The organism is Herbaspirillum sp. Her3, from assembly GCF_057961275.1.
In genome coordinates this window covers 2,773,269-2,792,386 of the sequence record NZ_CM176328.1, presented here as the reverse complement: position 1 = coordinate 2,792,386, position 19,118 = coordinate 2,773,269, and the positions used below count along the sequence as shown (strand labels likewise).

Sequence of the window (19,118 nt, the reverse complement as noted above, 5' to 3'; positions counted from 1 at the left end):
ACGGGATGATCGTTGTCAGCTCACGCCTGTGGCACCGTCCAGGACGATGCGGACCTTGCGGGCCAGTTCATCATGGCGGTAAGGCTTGTCGATGACGGGAAACTCGCCATCGGCACCATGCCGCTCGATCGACTCGCTGGCGTAGCCGGTGGTCAACAAGACCTTCATCCGGGGCAACAGGCGCCGCGCCTCGCGGGCCAGCACCACGCCGTTCATGCTGCCCGGCATGATCAGGTCGGTAAAGAGCAGATCCACCGGCGGATCGGAGCGGATCACCTGCAAGGCTTGCGCCGGAGAATTGACCATGGTCACACGGTAGCCCAGGCTCTCCAGCATGGCCTGGGCCAGCTCGGCGACCTCGATCCTGTCGTCCACCACCAGGATGTGTTCATGCCCGCCCTGGCTGTGGGTGCGGTTGTCGTACTCAAAGCCGCCGCCCACCTGGTCTTGCGTGGCCGGGAAGTAGATGGAAACCGTGGTGCCGCATTGCAGGCCCGAGGAAATCCGCACCGATCCGCCCGATTGCTTGACGAATCCATACACCATCGACAGTCCCAGACCGGTGCCCTTGCCCTCGTCCTTGGTGGTGAAGAAGGGATCCATCACGCGCGGGAGGATGTCGGGCGGGATGCCCGGTCCGTTGTCTGTCACCGCGATGCATACATACAGACCCGGCTTGACGCCCAATTCTATGGCCCGTTCGTCGGAGCTCAGGTCTTCATTGCTTGTATGGATGCGCACCATTCCTTTGCCGGACATCGCATCGCGCGCATTGATGAGCACGTTGAGCAAGGCCACTTCCATCTGGGTGGGATCGAGACGGCAATTCCACAGGCCCGGGGCCAGCGAGGTCTGCACTTCGATGTCGCCGCCCAGGGTACGCTGCACCAGATCGGTAAATCCTTCGGTGAGCGAATTGAGATTGATGGTGCGCCCCTCCAGCCGCTGCTTGCGGGCGAAGGCCAGCAGTTGCTGGGTCAGCATGGCGGCCTTGCCTGAAGCCTTGCGGATGCTGTCGGCACTGCGCGCCACGCGGCCCAGGTCGGGCACATCGCTGCGCAGGGCCAGGTTGATGATGTCGAGGTAACCGCTGATGACCTGCAAGAGGTTGTTGAAGTCGTGGGCGATGCCACCGGTCAGTTGGCCCAGCGCTTCCATCTTGCGCGCCTGGCCCAGCGCCTGTTCGGCATCGCGGCGGCGGCTGATGTCGAGCTGCGAGCTGAAGAAATATTTGAGTTCGCCGCGCTGGCCGTAGATCGGTGCGAGGAACAGTGCGTTCCAGAAAGTCGAACCGTTCTTGCGGTAGTTCAGCAGTTCGGTAGCGATCTCGCGCCGTTCCGCGATGGCCTGGCGCACCTGCGCCACCACCGCGCGGTCGGTTTCCGGCCCTTGGAGGAAGCGGCAGTTCTTGCCTACCACCTCGGCGCGGCTGTAGCCGGTCATGTTGATGAAGGCGTTGTTGACGAAGATGATGGGGTTGTCCGGCTGGTTGGGATCGGACACGACCATCGGCATGCGCGTCATTTCGACGGCGGCAAAGAAGATATCGTTGGCGTCATCGCCTACCGCGACCTTGGCGTGGTCATTGCGCATTCCCGCATCGTTGAAGTCGTCGGCAGGCCAATGCACCGTGGGGTGCTTGGCAGTGTTGGGCATTGTATTTTTCTCCGGTTGGCTAGGCTCGGTTGCAGTGAGGCAACGGAAAGCGCGCTGCTTTCAGGAGTTTTGACACGGGTGTACTCATCGGTTCCGGGTGATTTGCAACAAGAATGGGCATGTCTTGTTACATCTGAACCCGATGTCCGTACAAGTCTTGCTACAGGACGGATTGCTGCTGATGAGCTTGGTTGGATTCCGGGATGCCCTGCTGCAACAAGCGCCCCTGATCGAGGTGACAGGCGCGATCACTGACCATGCCGGCAAAGTGCGTATTCTGTTCGCACAGCAGGATGGACATGCCGCGCTGCTTGAGTTGCAGGATCATGTTGGCCATCTGTTCGACAATGACCGGGGCCACACCTTCGGAGGGTTCGTCGAGCAACAGCAGGCGCGGATTGCCCATGAGGGTGCGGGCGATGGTCAGCATCTGCTGCTCGCCACCGCTCATGCGTCCACCGGGGCGATGGGGCATGGCGCCCAGGTTGGGGAAGAGTTCGAAGAGCGCCTGCGGCGTCCACGCTGCGGCCCCGTCGCGCGCGGGCTGGCGGCCGGTTTCCAGGTTTTGCAGCACGCTCAGTTCGGTGAAGATGCGCCGGTCTTCCGGCACGAATCCCAGGCCCAGGCGCGCGCGCTGGTAAGGCGCCAGGTGCGTGATGTCGCGCCCGTCCAGCGTGACCTGGCCACGGGTGCCTTCCAGCAGGCCCATCAGGGCCTTGAGCGTGGTGGACTTGCCTGCGCCATTGGGGCCCATGAGCGCTACCACTTCACCACGCCCGACCTGCAGCGAGAGATCGAAGAGGATATGCGCCTGCCCGTAAAAGGCATGTAGCCCCTTCACTTGCAGCAGCGGCGCGCTCATGCCGGGCTCCCGAAGGTGGCGCCCGAACCGAAATAGACCTCGCGCACCCGGGCATCCTGGCGCACGGCGTCGGGCTCCCCTTCTGCGATCAACTGGCCGCGCGCGAGCACGATGATGCGGTCGGCAAAAGCAAACACCACGTCCATGCTGTGCTCGGTGAAGAGGACCGACAAACCGCGTTCGATGACAAGGCGGCGCGTCAAGGCCATCAAGTCCTGGCGCTCGCGCGGGGCCATGCCGGCGGTGGGTTCGTCCATCAGCAGCAGGCGCGGCGCATTGGACAGGGCCATGGCCAGCTCGACGCGCTTGATGTCGCCATAGGCCAGCACGCCGCAGGCACGCCCGGCCTGATCGGCCATGCCGACCTGCTCCAGCAGGTGTAGCGCTTCCTCGCGCAGGCAAGCTGCAGCCGGACGCCACAGCTGCCACAGCCGGCGCCGGTGCGAGAGCAAGGCGGCCTGGACGTTTTCCAGCACGGTGAGCGAGGCGAAGGCGGCCGACACCTGGAAGGTGCGGCCCACGCCACGTCGCCAGATGCGGCGCGCATCCAGCCCGGCGATGTCGTCGCCATCAAGCAGCACGCGCCCGGCATCGGGCTGCAGTTGGCCATTGATGAGGTTGAAGCAGGTGGATTTGCCGGCGCCATTGGGACCGATCAGTGCCAGCATCTGGCCCGCTGGCAGCGCGAAGGAAACGCCATCGAGCGCGGCCACGCCACCGAATGATTTGGACAGGCCCTGGACTTGCAGCAGACTCATGCGCCCTCCTCCTTTGCCGGCTTGCGCAAGCGCACCAGTGCGCCCGCGACACCACCCGGGAAGAGCAACACCAGCAACAGGATCACGCCGCCCAGCAAGGCACGCCAGTAATCGGTCTCGCGCGCCACCAGGTCCTGCAGCCAGGTGAACAGCGCCGCCCCCAGCAAGGGACCAAGCAGGCTCTGCACACCGCCCAGCAAGACCATCACCAGGCCATCGACGGAACGCCCCACGCTGGCGACCTCCGGCGAGATGCTGCCCTTGGAGAAAGCGAAGAGCACACCGGCCAGCCCGCAGAACAGGCCGGCGATGGCAAAGCCGCCCCATTGCAGGCCGCGCACATCCATGCCCAGCGACTCGGCGCGCACGGCAGCATCACGCGCGGCGCGCAGGGCCAGGCCGAATGGCGCATGGATCATGCGCCGCAGGAGGTACACACCCAGCCCGGCACAAGCCAAGGCGAGATAGTAATAAGCCACGGGGGAAGCCAGTGTTTCGCTGGGTCGCACACCCACCAGCCCGTTGCTGCCGCCGGTCAGGTCATCCCACTGGAAGATCGTGGCCCAGACGATCTGGGCGAAGGCCAGCGTCAGCATGGCAAGATAGACGCCCGACAAGCGCACGCAGAACCATCCGAACAGCACGGCCCCGGCCATAGCGGTGAACGCACCGGCCAGCATGGCCAGCGGCATCGGCCATTGCAGCTTCAACGTCACCAGCGCGGCGGCGTAGGCGCCCAATCCGAAATAGGCCGCGTGACCAAAGGAGACCATGCCGCCCGGCCCCATCAGGAAATGCAGGCTGGCGGCGAAGAGGACGGCGACCAGGATCTCCACCATCAGCACCGGCAGATAAGGAAAACGGCCGGCCAGCAAAGGCAGCGCCAGCAAGGCCAGCAGCGCGGCCCATCCCAGCAGGCCGGCGTTGCGGCCGGGTGCGCGCAAAGGCGCGTCATGTCCGGAACCGCTGCGCACCAGCGCCAGCGGCTTGCCGAACAGGCCCCAGGGGCGCATCACCAGGATTGCTGCCATGACCAGGAATTCCACCACCAGCGTGAGCCGCGACAGAGACATGTCGATACCGAACAGGGAAACATTGCCCAGCGCAATGCACAGCGCCTTGACCTCGGCGATCAGCAAGGCCGCTGCAAACGCACCACCGATCGAGCCCATGCCGCCGACCACCACGACCACGAAGGCGTTGCCGATGGTATCGAGATCCAGCGCCAGATTGGCAGGCATGCGCGGTCCTTGCAGCGCCCCGCCCAGTCCGGCCAGGAAACAGCCCAGCGCGAATACGGCTGTAAACAGCCAGGCCTGGTTGACGCCCAGCGCACCCAGCATTTCGCGGTCCTGGGTAGCAGCGCGGATCAGCGTGCCCCAGCGCGTGCGGTTGAGCAGCAGCCACAGCAGGCCGAACACCAGCGGGCCGACGACGATGAGCAGCAGATCGTATTGCGGCAGGCGCCGCCCCAGCAGGTGAACCGCGCCGGAGAGCCCCGGCGCACGCGGACCGAAGAGATCTTCCGGGCCCCAGAGCCAGAGCGCACCATCCTTGATGATGAGCACCAGGGCGAAGGTGGCCAGCAACTGGAACAGTTCCGGCGCGCGATAGATGCGCCGCAAGACCAGCACTTCCACCACGGCCCCGAGCGCTGCCACCACCAGCGCGGCCAGCAGCAACGCTGCCCAGAAGCCCAACACGCTGGCCCCCAGCCGATCCACCAGGCTATAGGCGACATACAGCCCCAGCATGTAGAAGGAGCCATGGGCAAAGTTGACGATGCGGGTCACGCCGAAGATCAGCGACAGGCCCGCCGCCACCAGGAACATCGCGGAGGCGTCGGCCAGGCCATTGAGCAACTGGACGGTGAGACTGGCAAGCGTCATGGCATCAGCACTGGCCGCATTCCGATACAGGCAGGATCAGAGCGCAGCTCAATCGGCCGGGCGCAGCTTCTTGACCTCGGCATCCGGCAATTGCAGGCTGGCGCCATCGACGTAGCTGAAGCTGGTCATGATGCCCTTGCCATCCTTGATGCCGGTGCGGCCGACGAAGGCGCCCAGGGTGGACTGGTGGTCTTGCGCACGATAGACGATGGACGCCACGGGCGTTTCCACCTTCAGGCCGGAGAAGGCGGCGGAGAGCTTGTCGGCATCGGTGCTGCCGGCCTTCTTGATCCCTGCGGCAATCGACATCAGGGCGCTGTAGCCGACCAGCGAGCCGTTGCGGGGGTAGTCATTGTATTTCTTGCGGTAGGCCTCGACGAACTTCTTGTGTTCAGGCGTGTTGATGGCATACCAGGGATAGCCGGTGACGATCCAGTTTTGCGGCGCTTCGTTCTTCAGCGGATCGAGGTATTCGGGTTCGCCGGTCAGCAGCGACACCACTTCCACCTGGTCGAACAGGCCGCGCGTATTGCCCTCGCGCACGAACTTGCCGAGGTCGGCGGCGAAGAGTGCGTTGAAGATGGCATCGGGCTTGGCATCGGCCAGCGCTTGGGTCACCGCGCCGGCATCGATCTTGCCCAGCGGCGGCGCCTGTTCGGCCACGAATTCCACGTCCGGCTGGGCTTGCTTCAACAGGGTCTTGAAGCTGGCCATGGCGGACTGGCCGTATTCATAGTTGGGATAGACGATGGCCCAGCGCTTTTTCTTCAGCCGGGCCGCTTCCTTGACCACGGAGGCCACCAGCATGTAAGTGGAGGGACGCAGGCGATAGGTGTACTTGTTGCCGTTCTGCCAGACGATCTTGTCGGTCAGCGGCTCGGCCGCGAGGAAGAAGACCTTGTGCTGCTTGGCATAGTCCGTCAGGGCCAGTCCGGTGTTGGAGAGGAAGCCACCGAACAACAGCGCCACGCGCTCACGCGCCATCAGTTCCTCAGCCACGCGTACCGAGTCGCCGGGATTGCCGTTGTCATCGCGGGCGATCACTTCCAGCTTCTTGCCCAGCACGCCACCGGCCGCATTGACTTCATCAAGCGCCATCTCCCATCCACGGCGGTACGGTTCCAGGAAGGCCGGCTGGGCCTTGTAGCTGTTGATCTCGCCGATCTTGATGGTCTCCTGCGCCAGGGCCAGGCCGGAAGAAAAGTTCAGGATGGTCGCGGCGCTGGCCCACAGCAGGGTGCGCTGGAAGTTGAAATGGTTCACGTCATTCCCTTCTGGTGAGAGGTGCCCGGCCCGCTTGAGCGCGCTGGGCGGGCGTAATGATAACCGCTGGCGCCAGGGTGTGCAGATTACTTCACACGCTGCTTTTCCAGCTTGCGCGCCAGCGTACGACGGTGCATACCGAGGCGGCGCGCGGTTTCGGAGATGTTGAAATCGGTTTCCACCAGCACTTCGTGGATGCGTTCCCATTCCAGGGTCTTGATGGAGGTGGCACGCGCCGGCAACTCAAGCTCCGAGACCCCGGCCACGTGGCCGAAGGCGGCTTCGATGTCGTCGGTATTGGAAGGTTTGGCGAGATACTGGCAGGCGCCCAGCTTGATGGCTTCCACCGCCGTGGTGATGCTGGCAAAGCCGGTCAGCACCACGATGAGCATGTTCTCGTCGTGGGCATGCAGCATCTGCACGCAGGCCAGGCCGGAGGCATTGCCGCCCAGCTTGAGGTCGACCACGGCGTAGCCGGGATTGTGTTCTTTCAGGTGGAGGGCCGCTTCCTCCTGGCTGGCCGCCAGCAGGACGGTGTAACCGCGGCGCTCGAAGGAGCGTCCCAAGGTGCGTGCGAAGGCGGCGTCGTCCTCGATGATCAGAAGCAGGCGATCAGCCGGCATGTGCATTTCCTATTTCTTCTACTTTGCCAAAGCCGCTATTGTAAGGCGAGACGGCACCGGACATGGCCGGCACCAGAAGAAAAAGGAAATGATCGGGGTCAAAGCCACGTCGGGCGCGGCTTGCGGCCCATTGCGGCACATCAAGCGCCGGTCGGATAGTCCGGCGGCTCGGTGGCCTGGGCGGTTTCGGGCACCGGCTCCAGGCTGATGGCCGACAAAGGCAGCTCCAGCGTCACGCGCGCGCCACCGGCCTCGCCATTGCTGGCCCAGACCCGCCCGCCCAGCTTGCGCGCCACGTTGACCACGAAGAACAGGCCCAGCCCGCGCCCCGGCTTGCCCTTGGTGGACTGGTAGGGCTTGCCGATCTGGTTGATCATCCAGTCCGGGAAACCGGGGCCGTGGTCGGCCACTTCCATGAGCAGCAAGTCGCCTTCCCGCCGCACTTCCAGCGAGAGCCATTGCGGCGAGACCTCGAAGGCATTGTCCAGCACGTTGCCCAGCATCTGCTTGATGGCCGAGTCGAAGGCGACCGGCACATCCTGGTCGATCAGGTTGCGGTATTCAAAAATTTCCACCGGACGCGTCTTGCGCCAGTCCTCGGCCACGCTGTCAAGGAAGGTGTTGAGGGTGGTCTTGATGGAAGACTCGCCACGCGCCTGCCCGGCCGAGAGCAGCACGCCGCTGACGATGGATTTGCAGCGCTGCAGCTGGGCTTCCATCTCGGCGATGTCGTCCAGCATGTCGGGACGCTGGCTGATCTCGGGCATGCGCTTCCAGTCGCCCAGGATCACCGAGACGGTGGCCAGGGGCGTGCCCAGCTCATGCGCGGCGCCCGAAGCCAGCAAGCCCATGCGCACGATGTGGTCCTCTTCGGCGGCGCGCTGGCGCAGGTCGGCCAGCAGTGCATCGCCCGCACGCAGGTTGCTGCTGATGCGGGTGATGAAAAACACCATCAGGCCGGCATTGAGCAGGAAGCAGATCAGCGTGCCCTCCACATACAGGCTCAAGAGGCCCGCATTGTGGTCCGGTGGCAGCGCCAGCGGCTCCGAGAACAGTGCCAGCCCGGCCAGGCAAACCATGGTCACGCCGACGATGGCCCAGCTCGACCAGGGCTTCAGGAGCACGGCCGAGAGGATGATCTGCATCAGGTACAGGAAGGCGAAGGGATTGGTGATGCCACCGCTGAGGTAAAGCTGGAAGGTCAGCACCGCCACATCCACCAGCAAGGCCAGGAACAGTTCGGCATTGGTGGCGATGCGGCGCTCATGCCAGCGCAAGTGGCTGGCGATGTTGAAGGCGATGAGGCAAGACAGCACCTCCAGCATGTGCGGCAGCGGCAGGTGCAGCTCGAACACCAGCACCACGAAGGCGATGGTGGATACCTGCCCCAGCACGGCCAGCCAGCGCAGCTGGATCAGCAGCAGCATGTTCTGGTGGCCGGCCGGGTTCTGCTCGCCCTGGCGCAGTCGCTGCCAGCGCTCGCGCAGCGTCTTGCGCTTGGCGACGGTCTCGGTGGCGGTCATGGCTCAGCGCTGACCCTGCGCATCCTGGATGCGCTGGCGCCAGCGGCGCTCATCGCGGATCACCCAATAACCGGCTCCCAGCGACATCAGGGCCAGGGCGTACCAGGTCAGGGCATAGACCAGGTGGCTGTTGTGGAAGGCGATCACGGTGAGGCCGCCCACGGGCTTGTCTGCATCGGGTGCCACCGCTGCATTGGCTTGCGCCGAGGCCTTGTCGGCATCGATGAAGTAAGGCGCCACCTGCGCCGCAGCCAGGCCGCGCGCCTGGGCAATGGCCTTGACGTCACGCGAATACCAGCGGTTCGCTGCTGGGTCATTGCTGCGCAGGAAGCCACCGCCCTGCTCGCTCATGCGCAACAGGCCGGTTACCTCGACCGATTGACCGGCCGGGGCATCGGCCAGCTGCACGCCGGCTAGCTTGACCGGAGAGAGCGGAACGAAGCCGCGATTGATCAGCACCATGCTGCCATCGCCCATCTGCAGTGGCGTCAGCAACCAGGTGCCGCTGCCCAGGTCGGTGCTGGCCTGCACGGCCACCGTCTTGCTGTACAAGTAACGGCCGGTGAGGATGACGCGCTTGTATTCATCGCGCTCGGCCGTGACTTGCGGCCACTCCTGCGGCGCCGGGGGCGCTGCCGGGGCTGCATGCACGCGGGCATCGACCTTGGCGATCAGGTCCAGCTTCCATTGCAGGCGATAGACCTGCCAGGTTCCCAGCGCAGCGAAGACCAGAAAGAAAAATCCCGCCAAAAGCGTCAGCAGCAACAAGCTGGCCTTTGTGCGGGATACCGGGGCGGCTTGCACCGCCCCGCTTTCTTTGCCTTGCGTCACGCCATCAGTTGGCGTCGGGCTCATTTCGATTGGGCTGCGCCGTTTTGCATGCCAGGCATACCCTGCATGCCTTGCATCGACTGCGGAACCGTTTCGGTCGGCATGTTTTCAGGCGACATGGTGGGCATCATGTTGTGGTTCAGGTGATACATGACCCACAGCGAACCGGACAGCGTGATGACCACGAGGACGATGGTGAAGATCATCGCCAGCATGTTCCAGCCGCCTTCGGACTTGCCGTTCATGTGCAGGAAGTACTTGATGTGCACCACGATCTGCACGGCCGCCAGGGCCAGCAGCACGACGCCCATGGTCGCCGAGCTGGAAATGGTCTTGTTGATCACCATCCAGAACGGGATCGCGGTCAGGATCACGGCCAGCACGAAGCCGGTGACGTAATCCTTCATCGTGCCGTGGGCGGCGTGGTCGCCATGGCCATGACCGTGGCCATGGTCGTCGTGATGGCCCATCGGACGGGCCGGGTGTTCTTGGTGGCCGCGACTCATGGCAGGACTCCCATCAGATAGACAAAGGTGAAGACGCCGATCCAGACCACGTCCAGGAAGTGCCAGAACATCGACAGGCACATCAGGCGGCGGCCGTTGGCTTCGGTCAGGCCGTGCTTGTTGATCTGGAACAGCAGCACGACCAGCCAGATGATACCGAAGGACACGTGCAGGCCGTGGGTACCGACCAGCGCGAAGAACGAGGTCAGGAAGCCGCTACGGGTCGGGCCCGCGCCTTCGTGGATCAGGTGCAGGAACTCATACAGTTCGAAGTAGATGAAGCCAGCGCCCAGGAGACCCGTGATGATCAGCCAGATGATGGTGTTCTGCTGCTTCTTGGCCTGCATGGCCAGCATGGCGAAACCGTAGGTGATCGACGACAGCAGCAGCAGCGCGGTGTTCAGCGCCACCAGCGGCAGGTCGAACAGCTCGGCGCCGGTCGGACCGCCTGCATAGTTGCGGCCGAGGACGGCGTAGCACGCAAACAGGCAGGCGAAGATCAGGCAATCGCTCATCAGGTAGATCCAGAAGCCCAGCAGGGTGCCGTTCTCCGGATGGTGATGGCGGACGAAATAGCGCGAGCTAGGCGTCGCGTCGGCCGTGTGGTTGATTGCTTCAGACATGGCTATTCAACAGACGTGTGCGCTCTGCTTCGACACGGACGACTTCGTCGGCCGGGATGTAGTAGTCGCGGTTGTAATTAAAGGTGTGCACGATGGTGGCCACGCACAGGGCGATGAAACCGGCCACGGCGGGCAACCACATGTGCCAGATCATGGCGAAGCCAACAGCAGCGGACAGGGCGGCGATGATGAAGCCGGCACCGGTGTTCTTGGGCATGTGGATTTCCACGAAGTCACCCAGCGGACGCTGATAGTTGTTCTTCTTCATGTCAGACCAGGCGTCGTTGTCATGCACGACCGGGGTGAAGGCGAAGTTGTAGGCAGGCGGCGGCGAAGAAGTCGACCATTCCAGGGTGCGGCCATTCCACGGGTCGCCGGTGACGTCGGCCAGCTTCTTGCGGTCGCGGATCGAGACGGCGATCTGGATGATGAAGGAACCGATGCCCAGGGCGATCAGGCCGGCACCCAGCGCAGCGATCACGAACCAGATCTGCAGCGACGGATCGTCGAAGTGGCTCATGCGGCGGGTCACGCCCATCAGGCCCAGCACATACAGCGGCATGAAGGCCAGGTAGAAGCCGACCAGCCAGAACCAGAACGAGCACTTGCCCCAGAACTCATTGAGCTTGAAGCCGAAGGCCTTCGGGAACCAGAAGTTGATACCGGCGAACATGCCGAACACCACGCCGCCGATGATGACGTTGTGGAAGTGGGCGATCAGGAACAGCGAGTTGTGCAGCACGAAGTCAGCCGGCGGAACAGCCAGCAGCACGCCGGTCATGCCACCGATGACGAAGGTGACCATGAAACCGATGGTCCACAGCATGGGGACTTCGAAGCGGATGCGGCCACGGTACATCGTGAAGAGCCAGTTGAAGATCTTGGCGCCGGTCGGGATCGAGATGATCATCGTGGTGATGCCGAAGAACGAGTTCACGCTGGCACCCGAACCCATGGTGAAGAAGTGGTGCAGCCACACCAGGTAGGACAGGATGGTGATCACCACGGTCGCGTAGACCATGGAGGTGTAGCCGAACAGGCGCTTGCCGCTGAAGGTCGAGACGATTTCAGAGAAGATGCCGAAGGCCGGCAGCACCAGGATGTAGACCTCGGGGTGGCCCCAGATCCAGATCAGGTTCACGTACATCATGGCGTTGCCGCCCATGTCGTTGGTGAAGAAGTTGGTGCCGAACACGCGGTCCACGGACAGCATCGCCAGCACGGCGGTCAGCACCGGGAAGGCCGCCACGATCAGGACGTTGGTGCACAGCGAGGTCCAGGTGAAGACCGGCATCTTCATCATGTTCATGCCCGGGGCGCGCATCTTGACGATGGTCACCACCAGGTTGATGCCTGAGAGCAATGTCCCTACCCCGGCCACCTGCAAGGCCCAGATGTAGTAGTCCACCCCCACGTCAGGGCTGTACAGGATACCCGACAGCGGCGGGTACGCCAGCCAGCCGGTGCGGGCGAATTCGCCCACGAACAGCGAGGCCATCACCAGCAGTGCGCCGAAGGTGGTCATCCAGAAGCTGAAGTTGTTCAGGAACGGGAAGGCCACGTCGCGCGCACCGATCTGCAGGGGCACGACGTAGTTCATCAGACCGGTCACCAGGGGCATGGCCACGAAGAAGATCATGATCACGCCGTGGGCGGTGAACACCTGGTCATAGTGGTGCGGCGGCAGGAAGCCGGCGTTGTCACCGAAGGAGATGGCCTGCTGCGCACGCATCATCACCGCGTCGGCAAAGCCACGCAGCAGCATGACGATGGCCAGCACGATGTACATGATGCCGATGCGCTTGTGGTCGATACTGGTGAACCAGTCGCGCCACAGCATGCCCCACAGGCGATATTTGGTGAGCAGGCCCAGTACCACTATGCCGCCCAGCGCCACCATGGCGAAGGTGCCGAGCAGGATCGGCTCATGGTATGGAATCGCTTCCAGACTGAGACGACCGAAGATCAGCTTTATCAGGTCAAAATTGTCAGACATCTTTACTTCCCGGGGAAAAAGGAAATGGGGGCGCAGCGGTGTTCTGCTGCGCTGATACGGCTACCAGGCAAGGAAATCATTCGGCCTTTTGCTGGCCCGGTTTCACGTTCAGGTCGGTGGCCATCATCTTGTCCATGCAAACCGTGTTGGGAGCAACGCAACGGTTCACGATGGCGTGGAACAGGTCGGGCTCGACACTGCCGATCAGGCGGGCAGGTTCACGTTCGCTCGGCTGTTCCAGCTTCAGGTACTCGGCACGGTCCAGCTTGCCAGCGCCTGCCTTGGCCTTCTGCACCCAGGCATCGAAGCCGGCCTGGTCCAAACCATGGAACTTGAAGCGCATGTGCGAGAAGCCGGCGCCGCTGTAGTTGGCCGAGAAACCTTCATATTCACCGGCCTTGTTGATGACGGCGTGCAGCTTGGTTTCCATGCTCGGCATGGCGTAGATCTGGCCTGCCAGTGCCGGGATGTAGAAGGAATTCATCACGTTGGAGGCAGTAATCTTGAACTGGATGGGAACATCCACGGGTGCAGCCAACTCATTGACAGTAGCAATGCCCTGTTCCGGATAGATGAACAGCCACTTCCAGTCCAGCGCCACGACTTCCACCACCAGCGGTTTGACCTGGGGTGCCAGCGGACGCTCGGCGTCGATGCGCGAGAGCGGACGGTACGGGTCCAGGGTGTGGGTGGTGATCCAGGTCAGCAGGCCCAGTGCGATGATGATCAGCAGGGGTGCGCCCCAGATGACCAGTTCCAGGCGGGTCGAGTGATCCCAGTCCGGCTCGTAGGGAGCGGAAGTGTTGCTCTTGCGATAACGCCATGCGAACAGCAGCGTCAGGATGATCACCGGAACGATGATGAGCAGCATCAACGCGGTCGAGATGACGATCAGGCGCGCTTGCTGGTTAGCGATGTCGCCGGAAGGATTCATCACGACGGTGTTGCACCCAGCCAACAGAAGCGCAGGAAGCAGGAGCAATCCGCGACGGAGGAGTTGAGAAACCATGAAGGAAAATTCCAGTCGTATGTATCAGAGCGTGGTAATGTAACGCCAATAAAGTGTGTTGGCGATTGGACGTTTTGTCCCACCCTGTCACTTGCCACCTGTCAGGCTGGGATATGTAGCACGTACTGCGACTAAACCTCTAACAGTGGGAGACAAAGCCATGGCAAGCACCAGCATCCACAACGGTCAAGGTTCGGGGCAACTCCGGCCTCAATCGAACAATCCTTCCACTTCCCACGAGCACGGCGCGATCGAACCCGGTGAGATCGCGGTGGGCGTGGTGATCGGACGAGCGTCCGAATACTTCGACTTCTTCGTCTATGCACTGGCTTCGGTGCTGGTGTTCCCGGCCGTCTTCTTCCCCAACGAACCGAAACTGGAAGGCACGCTCTACGCCTTCGTGATCTTCTCTTTCGCCTTCCTGGCCCGCCCCATCGGGACCACGATCTTCATGGCGATTCAAAAGCACTTCGGTCGGGAGGTGAAACTGACGCTGGCGTTGTTCGGACTCGGCTTTTCGACTGCCGGCATTGCCTTATTGCCAACTTACGACCACATTGGTGTGTGGGCCATCATCTTGCTCTCGCTGTTGCGGGTTGGTCAAGGGGTGGCGCTGGGCGGTGCCTGGGACGGCCTGCCCTCGCTGCTGGCGATGAACGCACCGCAGAACAAGCGAGGCTGGTATGCGGCGCTGGGCCAGTTGGGCGCACCGCTGGGCTTCGTGATCGCGGCCAGCCTGTTTGCCTACATGCTCTCCAGCCTGACCACGGCCGATTTCCTGGAATGGGGCTGGCGCTATCCTTTCTATGTGGCCTTTGCCATCAACGTGGTTGCCCTGTTCTCGCGCCTGCGACTGGTCTCGGCCCCGGAATACGCCAAGCTGCTCGATGAGCGCGAACTGGAGCCGGCCGGCGTGGTTGAGCTGGCCACCACCCAGGGCCGCAACATCATCATCGGCGCGCTGGCTGCCCTGGCCAGCTATGCCCTGTTCCATCTGGTGACGGTGTTCCCGCTGTCGTGGATCAAGCTGTATTCGCTGCGCGAAGCCGTAGACTTTCTGGTCATCCAGATATGGGGCGGCCTCATCATGGCCGTCGGCATCGTGCTCTCCGGCCTGATCGCCGACCGCTTCGGGCGCCGCAATACGCTGGGGTCGATGGCCCTGCTGATCGCCATCTTGTCGGCCTTCGTCCCGACCCTGATGAATGGCGGCGAATCCGGCCAGAACACCTTCATCCTGATCGGCTTTGCCCTGCTGGGCTTGTCCTATGGCCAGGCGGCCGGTGCGGTGACGGCCAACTTCAAGACCCGCTATCGCTATACCGGCGCGGCCCTGACCTCCGATCTGGCCTGGCTGGTCGGTGCCGGCTTCGCACCGCTGGTGGCGCTGGGCCTGTCGGCGCACTTCGGCATGGCTTATGTGAGCTTCTACCTGCTCTCGGGTGCGGTCGGCTCGCTGGCGGCGCTGAGCTTGAATCGTGCGCTGGAGGCGCGGGATGATTGAGTAATTCAGGGCACCTCATTGGTGCTTGCGTGAAGAGAACCCGGAAGGCGACTTCCGGGTTTTTTATTGGGACTAGCCAACGCTGTCCAGATCCAGCAAGAGATCAGGGTAACGGGGCAACAAATCCTGGTCCGTCAGCCGGACCTCGATATCGTGGGCGACTCTCACGTGATCTGGATTTTCAATATCGAAGATTGTATCGGCCACACTGATGATGATCGTCCCGATCAACCGGCCGGATGCATCATGGACGGGCTCCAGCCTCCCAGCTTCAGGCACTTGCATGGTCGAGAATTGAAGTGGCAAGTAGAGCATCCATCCCACGCAAGGCCTGTCCAAGAAAACCGGCACGTAGCGTGCAGGCTTGATGAACATCGCACGTGGGGCGAAAAGCTTCGCGGATTCCTTTAAGGCGTCCACTAGCGACGAGGGATGGGTCCAGCGCGCGATGTGGTCTACCGTGAGCCAGATAATTTCCGGTCTTCCGTTCTGATGATTGTATTGATCAGTGAAGCTGGCGCGCACACCCTTCTGCAACTGACCATTCCAGAAACAGAGATAGCCCGGCTCGTCGGGCCCGTTATTGCGCTGGAATTCGCGATAATAGGCCAAAGCCGATGTGCCAGGTTCACCGCCCTCAAAAACCGGATACCGAAACGAACCCTCTTCATCCCCCGTCGCAACTAGCCAATGCTCCAGCCTCATCCATTCATCGTACCGCCCCCATTCCGAAAGAAGCTTGGCAGCGACCTTCATTCGTTGAACAAGACTGAGACGGGGCTCTATAGCCGGATAGAAGATCTTGATATCAAATGCTTTCATCAGATTGCTCACGGTTTGAAAATGACGCGGATGATTGGGGAAACCTCAAACAACAAGGGCTTCACGAATTCATAGGTCCATGGCTCCATGAAGTACCAGTGGAGCTTCACCGGCGGCCTGGGCTGAGCTACTTCGTTTTGAAGCGCGGCCTGCTTCACCATATTCACGATGATCTGTTTCTTGAAGTCGTATTCGAATTCGCCGGGCGCGGAAAAGAACTGGTCATATCCCGCCTTCGCCTCGATCAGCAGACATTCAGTTGGCTTGAACCCGTCGAATTCCTTCTTTTCGTATCTCCACTCCGTCAGGAACAATGGGCCGGAAGGCATCCCCGTCACGCGCGCCTGATAATCCATCCACGATTTGTGCTCCCTGAAATGCTTGACCACAGGCTCGCCCGCCAGCGGCGAACAAGCCCTGCACTTCTCCTGCGAGGCCGAATCCACTTCGGCCTTGGCCAGCGGTGAACTTTTGGCTTTCACCGCTTCAGCCCGTCGCTTCTCGACCTCCTCTCCCGCCACCGCACCCCCTGCCCCGCCCGCAGCCCGGGGCACCCAGCGCCTGATCACCGGTACGGCACGCTGCGCCGCAGCCCGCCCGACCTGAACGGCAATGGCTGCCATTATTTTTCCTCCTTCATGCGTTGCAGTTCGTTGGTCAGGATCGCATCGAAGTCATCGAGCCGCTGTTCCGGTGTCGCGCCGGACTTGCTCAGGTAGTAGCGGATCAGTTCATCAGCGAACAAGCCGGGGGCACCAGCTTCCAGGGTCATCATGTAAAGCAGATGCGGCATTGAGGTGAAACCGATGGCGCGGCCTCGTTCATAGCTCACGCGCATGCGCTCGATCACCGCGGCCCGGCCGGGATCGCTGCGCATGTCTTCATGCCGCGCAAGATACTGGTCGGCAGCAGCGGATATGAAGTGTTGGGTATCGCTTTCCAGGAACTGCCGGTATTGTTCGGGCGTGAGTTCAATCATGGCCGCGTCCTATATGAACAGGACGGCCGTCCAGCAGAAAATGCCACTCCCGGATCGCATGAAAGAAATCCCTGCGCTGCGCCTCATCCAGCCGCCGCGCCAAGACGCCCAGGACCCGTGGATCCCAGAAACGGACCAGGGCCGAGCGGCCGTCCGGCAAGCGCATGTCCAGACGCGCCTGCAATTGCGCAGCGAGTACGGCCGTGTCGAACGCGGCATAAATCCAGGAAACCGCCGGCCTGCTTCGCTCCAGCGCGATCAACTGGCGGCAAAACGCATAGGATTGCCGCTCCACGGCCAGCAACCACGGACCACCCTCCATCAAGGACTCTTCCTCAGTCCCGGTGAACAAGCTCCACGCACCGGGCTGTTCAGCCAGGCGTGCCGGAAATTTCATCTCCCCATACTGCAATCCATCGACCAGCACATGCAGATGCTCACCCGCCAACGGCAGCGGCAATGGCTTGATCCGGCCATACGGCAAAGGCGTTCTCATGTGCGCACCAACAAGGTCTGGCCAGACTGCGCGGCAGTAGCCAGGCAAGGCAGGCAAATCGAGGAAGACGAGGAAGGTGCAGGTGACGCCGCCACGGCTTGGCCAGCAACAGCAGCCTCAGCAGGTGCAGCCTCGCCCGCAGTTTGACCTTCCGCATGCGTAGCCACACCCTGGCTGGCGATGAGCGTGGCACCGCAGGCCGTGCGATCGCCATGGCGCGCGGGCGCCTGTCCCATGGACTTCATATCGCCAGCACCGGAAGTGATAGGAAATGTCCCTTTGCACTTGGGACAGGTGGTCAGGTCGCCGACACGCGCGACGGCCTTGCCATGAACGAGAAAGGTCTGGTCGCCAGTGATGACCGTGCCGCCATGGCTGGTCTTGTCACCGACGACGATGAAGGGGCTCCCCATGCAACTCTCCTTGCCAGCGCTGCTGCTGGAATTGATGAGCCGCTTCGAGTCGCTGCAGGAAGAATGACTCCCTGCTCTATTCACTCATTAAGTAAAAATCGAAATCCAACGAACCTCAGCCTGGCGCCCCGGCATTGACCACCTCATGCACGAAGCGCAGTTTCTCCAGTACCGGCGTAGACAAGGTGAAGGGATAGGAATCCGGCATGCCGATGCTGCGGCTCAGGCTGTTGAGCACGTAGGTCAGTGCAAACCACTCCCGGGCCAGCTCATCGAAGGATCCGGCCGCCACCGGTGGCGCCGTGATGACCAGCTTCTGCTCGCCTTGGTGGCGTGGCCGCAATTGCACGCCGCAGGCATAGGCCGTCTCCAGCGTATCGAACATATGAAGATAATGGGCCCAGGTCTCGGCCCAGTCTTCCCAAGGATGGCTGCTGGCGTAGGCGCTGACGAAGTTTTCTTCCCAATCGGGGCGCGGGCCGTTTTCGTAGTGGGTTTTCAGGGCCTCGCCGTAATCCTGGCGCTCGTCGCCGAACTTTTCACGGAAGGGTTCCAGCCACTCCGTAGGCGCCACCAGCCGGTCGAAATAGTAGTGCCCGCTCTCATGCCGGAAATGCCCCAGCAGCGTGCGATACGGCTCGGCCATCTGCTCGCGGGCCTGTTCGCGGTAGGCCGGATCGGCTTCGGCGATATTGATGGTGATGACGCCATCGGCATGTCCGGTCAACACGCGTTCACCGTGCGGAAGGTCCTGCAGGAATTCGAAGGCCAGGCCGGCTTCTTCGTCTTCCATCTTCGGCACCGGCTGCAACTGCAAGGTCCACAGCGAATGCAGCAGACGCCGCTTGGCCGTTTCCAGGCGGCTCCACAGCACCCGGTTGTTGCCTTCGTCCAGATTGGGGATGACCCGGGTCAGCCGGCAGGAGGCGCACAACTCGTGCGGCTCGCGCTCATCGAGCATCCAGTTGCAGATGTTTTCGCGCCAATAGTTGAGGCACTGCTTGAAAACCCTGCCCTCGTTCTCCGGCCTGACGCTGCGCCAACGGCCCGGACCGGGTTCGGACTCGACATCTTCGGCTGGGGCGGCTTCCTGATCCAGTGGCGAAAAGCTGCCTATGGCCTGCAATTCGGGCTGATAACCCAGCATCCAGCCGCAATTTCCGCAAACCGTGTTCTCGAAGAAGACCTGCAGGCCGCAGTTGTCGCAGTGAAAGGTTTTCATGGCTCCCCCTTTGTTTATCGTCATGGCCGGCGAACCATTGTCGCCGGCATCTGGCGTTGGAAGGGGAAAACCTCAATACGTTCCTGCACTTGATGGCACAGGAAGATGAAGCCTGGCGCAGGATTGCTGCGCCAGGCGAGCGC

General features: G+C 62.3%; 19 protein-coding genes. 1 reads left to right on the top strand and 18 read right to left on the bottom strand.

The window, feature by feature from the left end:
- Positions 1-15: 15 nt before the first annotated feature.
- From ACVC5H_RS12785 to cyoA, 12 genes are all read right to left on the bottom strand, one after another.
- The gene (locus ACVC5H_RS12785) at positions 16-1,656 is read right to left on the bottom strand and encodes a histidine kinase famiy protein (protein ID WP_489618283.1); all 1,641 of its coding nucleotides are present in this window, start codon (positions 1,654-1,656) and stop codon (positions 16-18) included.
- A gap of 160 nt (positions 1,657-1,816) precedes the next feature.
- Positions 1,817-2,518, bottom strand: a complete 702-nt coding sequence (locus ACVC5H_RS12780; protein ID WP_489618282.1) for an ABC transporter ATP-binding protein — start codon at positions 2,516-2,518, stop codon at positions 1,817-1,819.
- Positions 2,515-3,276 carry an ABC transporter ATP-binding protein gene (locus ACVC5H_RS12775; protein WP_489618281.1) on the bottom strand — a complete coding sequence of 254 codons (762 nt, stop codon included), beginning with the start codon at positions 3,274-3,276 and terminating at the stop codon, positions 2,515-2,517. Before ACVC5H_RS12775 ends, ACVC5H_RS12780 begins: the two co-directional genes overlap by 4 nt.
- A complete protein-coding gene (locus ACVC5H_RS12770) occupies positions 3,273-5,165 on the bottom strand; it encodes an ABC transporter permease (RefSeq protein WP_489618280.1) in 1,893 nt (630 codons plus the stop codon). Before ACVC5H_RS12770 ends, ACVC5H_RS12775 begins: the two co-directional genes overlap by 4 nt.
- A 48-nt stretch (positions 5,166-5,213) precedes the next feature.
- Positions 5,214-6,428, bottom strand: a complete 1,215-nt coding sequence (locus ACVC5H_RS12765) for an ABC transporter substrate-binding protein (RefSeq protein ID WP_489618279.1) — start codon at positions 6,426-6,428, stop codon at positions 5,214-5,216.
- Positions 6,429-6,514: 86 nt separating this feature from the next.
- Entirely contained in the window at positions 6,515-7,051 is a 537-nt protein-coding gene (locus tag ACVC5H_RS12760; RefSeq protein WP_338714977.1) for a response regulator transcription factor, read from the bottom strand.
- 140 nt (positions 7,052-7,191) lie between these two features.
- Positions 7,192-8,574 (bottom strand): ATP-binding protein, encoded by a 1,383-nt coding sequence (locus tag ACVC5H_RS12755; RefSeq protein WP_489618278.1) that lies wholly within the window; start codon positions 8,572-8,574, stop codon positions 7,192-7,194.
- A gap of 3 nt (positions 8,575-8,577) precedes the next feature.
- Positions 8,578-9,429 carry an SURF1 family protein gene (locus ACVC5H_RS12750; protein WP_489618277.1) on the bottom strand — a complete coding sequence of 284 codons (852 nt, stop codon included), beginning with the start codon at positions 9,427-9,429 and terminating at the stop codon, positions 8,578-8,580.
- Positions 9,426-9,911: a cytochrome o ubiquinol oxidase subunit IV gene (cyoD, locus tag ACVC5H_RS12745; RefSeq protein WP_489618276.1), complete on the bottom strand. Its 486-nt coding sequence runs from the start codon at positions 9,909-9,911 to the stop codon at positions 9,426-9,428. The genes ACVC5H_RS12750 and cyoD overlap by 4 nt, the downstream gene beginning before the upstream one ends.
- Positions 9,908-10,534, bottom strand: coding sequence for a cytochrome o ubiquinol oxidase subunit III (gene cyoC / locus ACVC5H_RS12740; protein WP_489618275.1), 627 nt, complete (start codon positions 10,532-10,534; stop codon positions 9,908-9,910). The genes cyoD and cyoC overlap by 4 nt, the downstream gene beginning before the upstream one ends.
- A complete protein-coding gene (gene cyoB / locus ACVC5H_RS12735) occupies positions 10,527-12,530 on the bottom strand; it encodes a cytochrome o ubiquinol oxidase subunit I (RefSeq protein ID WP_489618274.1) in 2,004 nt (667 codons plus the stop codon). The genes cyoC and cyoB overlap by 8 nt, the downstream gene beginning before the upstream one ends.
- A 76-nt stretch (positions 12,531-12,606) precedes the next feature.
- Complete coding sequence (gene cyoA / locus ACVC5H_RS12730) at positions 12,607-13,539, bottom strand: ubiquinol oxidase subunit II (RefSeq protein WP_489618273.1); 933 nt, start codon at positions 13,537-13,539, stop codon at positions 12,607-12,609.
- 160 nt (positions 13,540-13,699) lie between these two features.
- Between cyoA and ACVC5H_RS12725 the strand changes: the two genes are divergently transcribed.
- Positions 13,700-15,043, top strand: coding sequence for an MFS transporter (locus tag ACVC5H_RS12725; RefSeq protein ID WP_489618272.1), 1,344 nt, complete (start codon positions 13,700-13,702; stop codon positions 15,041-15,043).
- A 72-nt stretch (positions 15,044-15,115) separates the two neighbouring features.
- Here the strand turns inward: ACVC5H_RS12725 and ACVC5H_RS12720 are convergent, their stop codons facing one another.
- The 6 genes from ACVC5H_RS12720 to ACVC5H_RS12695 form a co-directional block, all read right to left on the bottom strand.
- Positions 15,116-15,865 carry an Imm52 family immunity protein gene (locus ACVC5H_RS12720; RefSeq protein ID WP_489618271.1) on the bottom strand — a complete coding sequence of 250 codons (750 nt, stop codon included), beginning with the start codon at positions 15,863-15,865 and terminating at the stop codon, positions 15,116-15,118.
- Between the two features lie 8 nt (positions 15,866-15,873).
- Positions 15,874-16,488 (bottom strand): restriction endonuclease fold toxin 5 domain-containing protein, encoded by a 615-nt coding sequence (locus ACVC5H_RS12715; RefSeq protein WP_489618270.1) that lies wholly within the window; start codon positions 16,486-16,488, stop codon positions 15,874-15,876.
- On the bottom strand, positions 16,488-16,844 hold the full coding sequence (locus tag ACVC5H_RS12710) for a hypothetical protein (RefSeq protein WP_489618269.1): 357 nt from the start codon (positions 16,842-16,844) through the stop codon (positions 16,488-16,490). Before ACVC5H_RS12710 ends, ACVC5H_RS12715 begins: the two co-directional genes overlap by 1 nt.
- Entirely contained in the window at positions 16,837-17,340 is a 504-nt protein-coding gene (locus tag ACVC5H_RS12705) for a DUF4123 domain-containing protein (protein ID WP_489618268.1), read from the bottom strand. The genes ACVC5H_RS12710 and ACVC5H_RS12705 overlap by 8 nt, the downstream gene beginning before the upstream one ends.
- The gene (locus tag ACVC5H_RS12700; protein WP_489618267.1) at positions 17,337-17,753 is read right to left on the bottom strand and encodes a PAAR domain-containing protein; all 417 of its coding nucleotides are present in this window, start codon (positions 17,751-17,753) and stop codon (positions 17,337-17,339) included. Before ACVC5H_RS12700 ends, ACVC5H_RS12705 begins: the two co-directional genes overlap by 4 nt.
- A gap of 115 nt (positions 17,754-17,868) precedes the next feature.
- Positions 17,869-18,975 (bottom strand): zinc-binding metallopeptidase family protein, encoded by a 1,107-nt coding sequence (locus tag ACVC5H_RS12695; RefSeq protein WP_489618266.1) that lies wholly within the window; start codon positions 18,973-18,975, stop codon positions 17,869-17,871.
- Positions 18,976-19,118 lie beyond the last annotated feature (143 nt).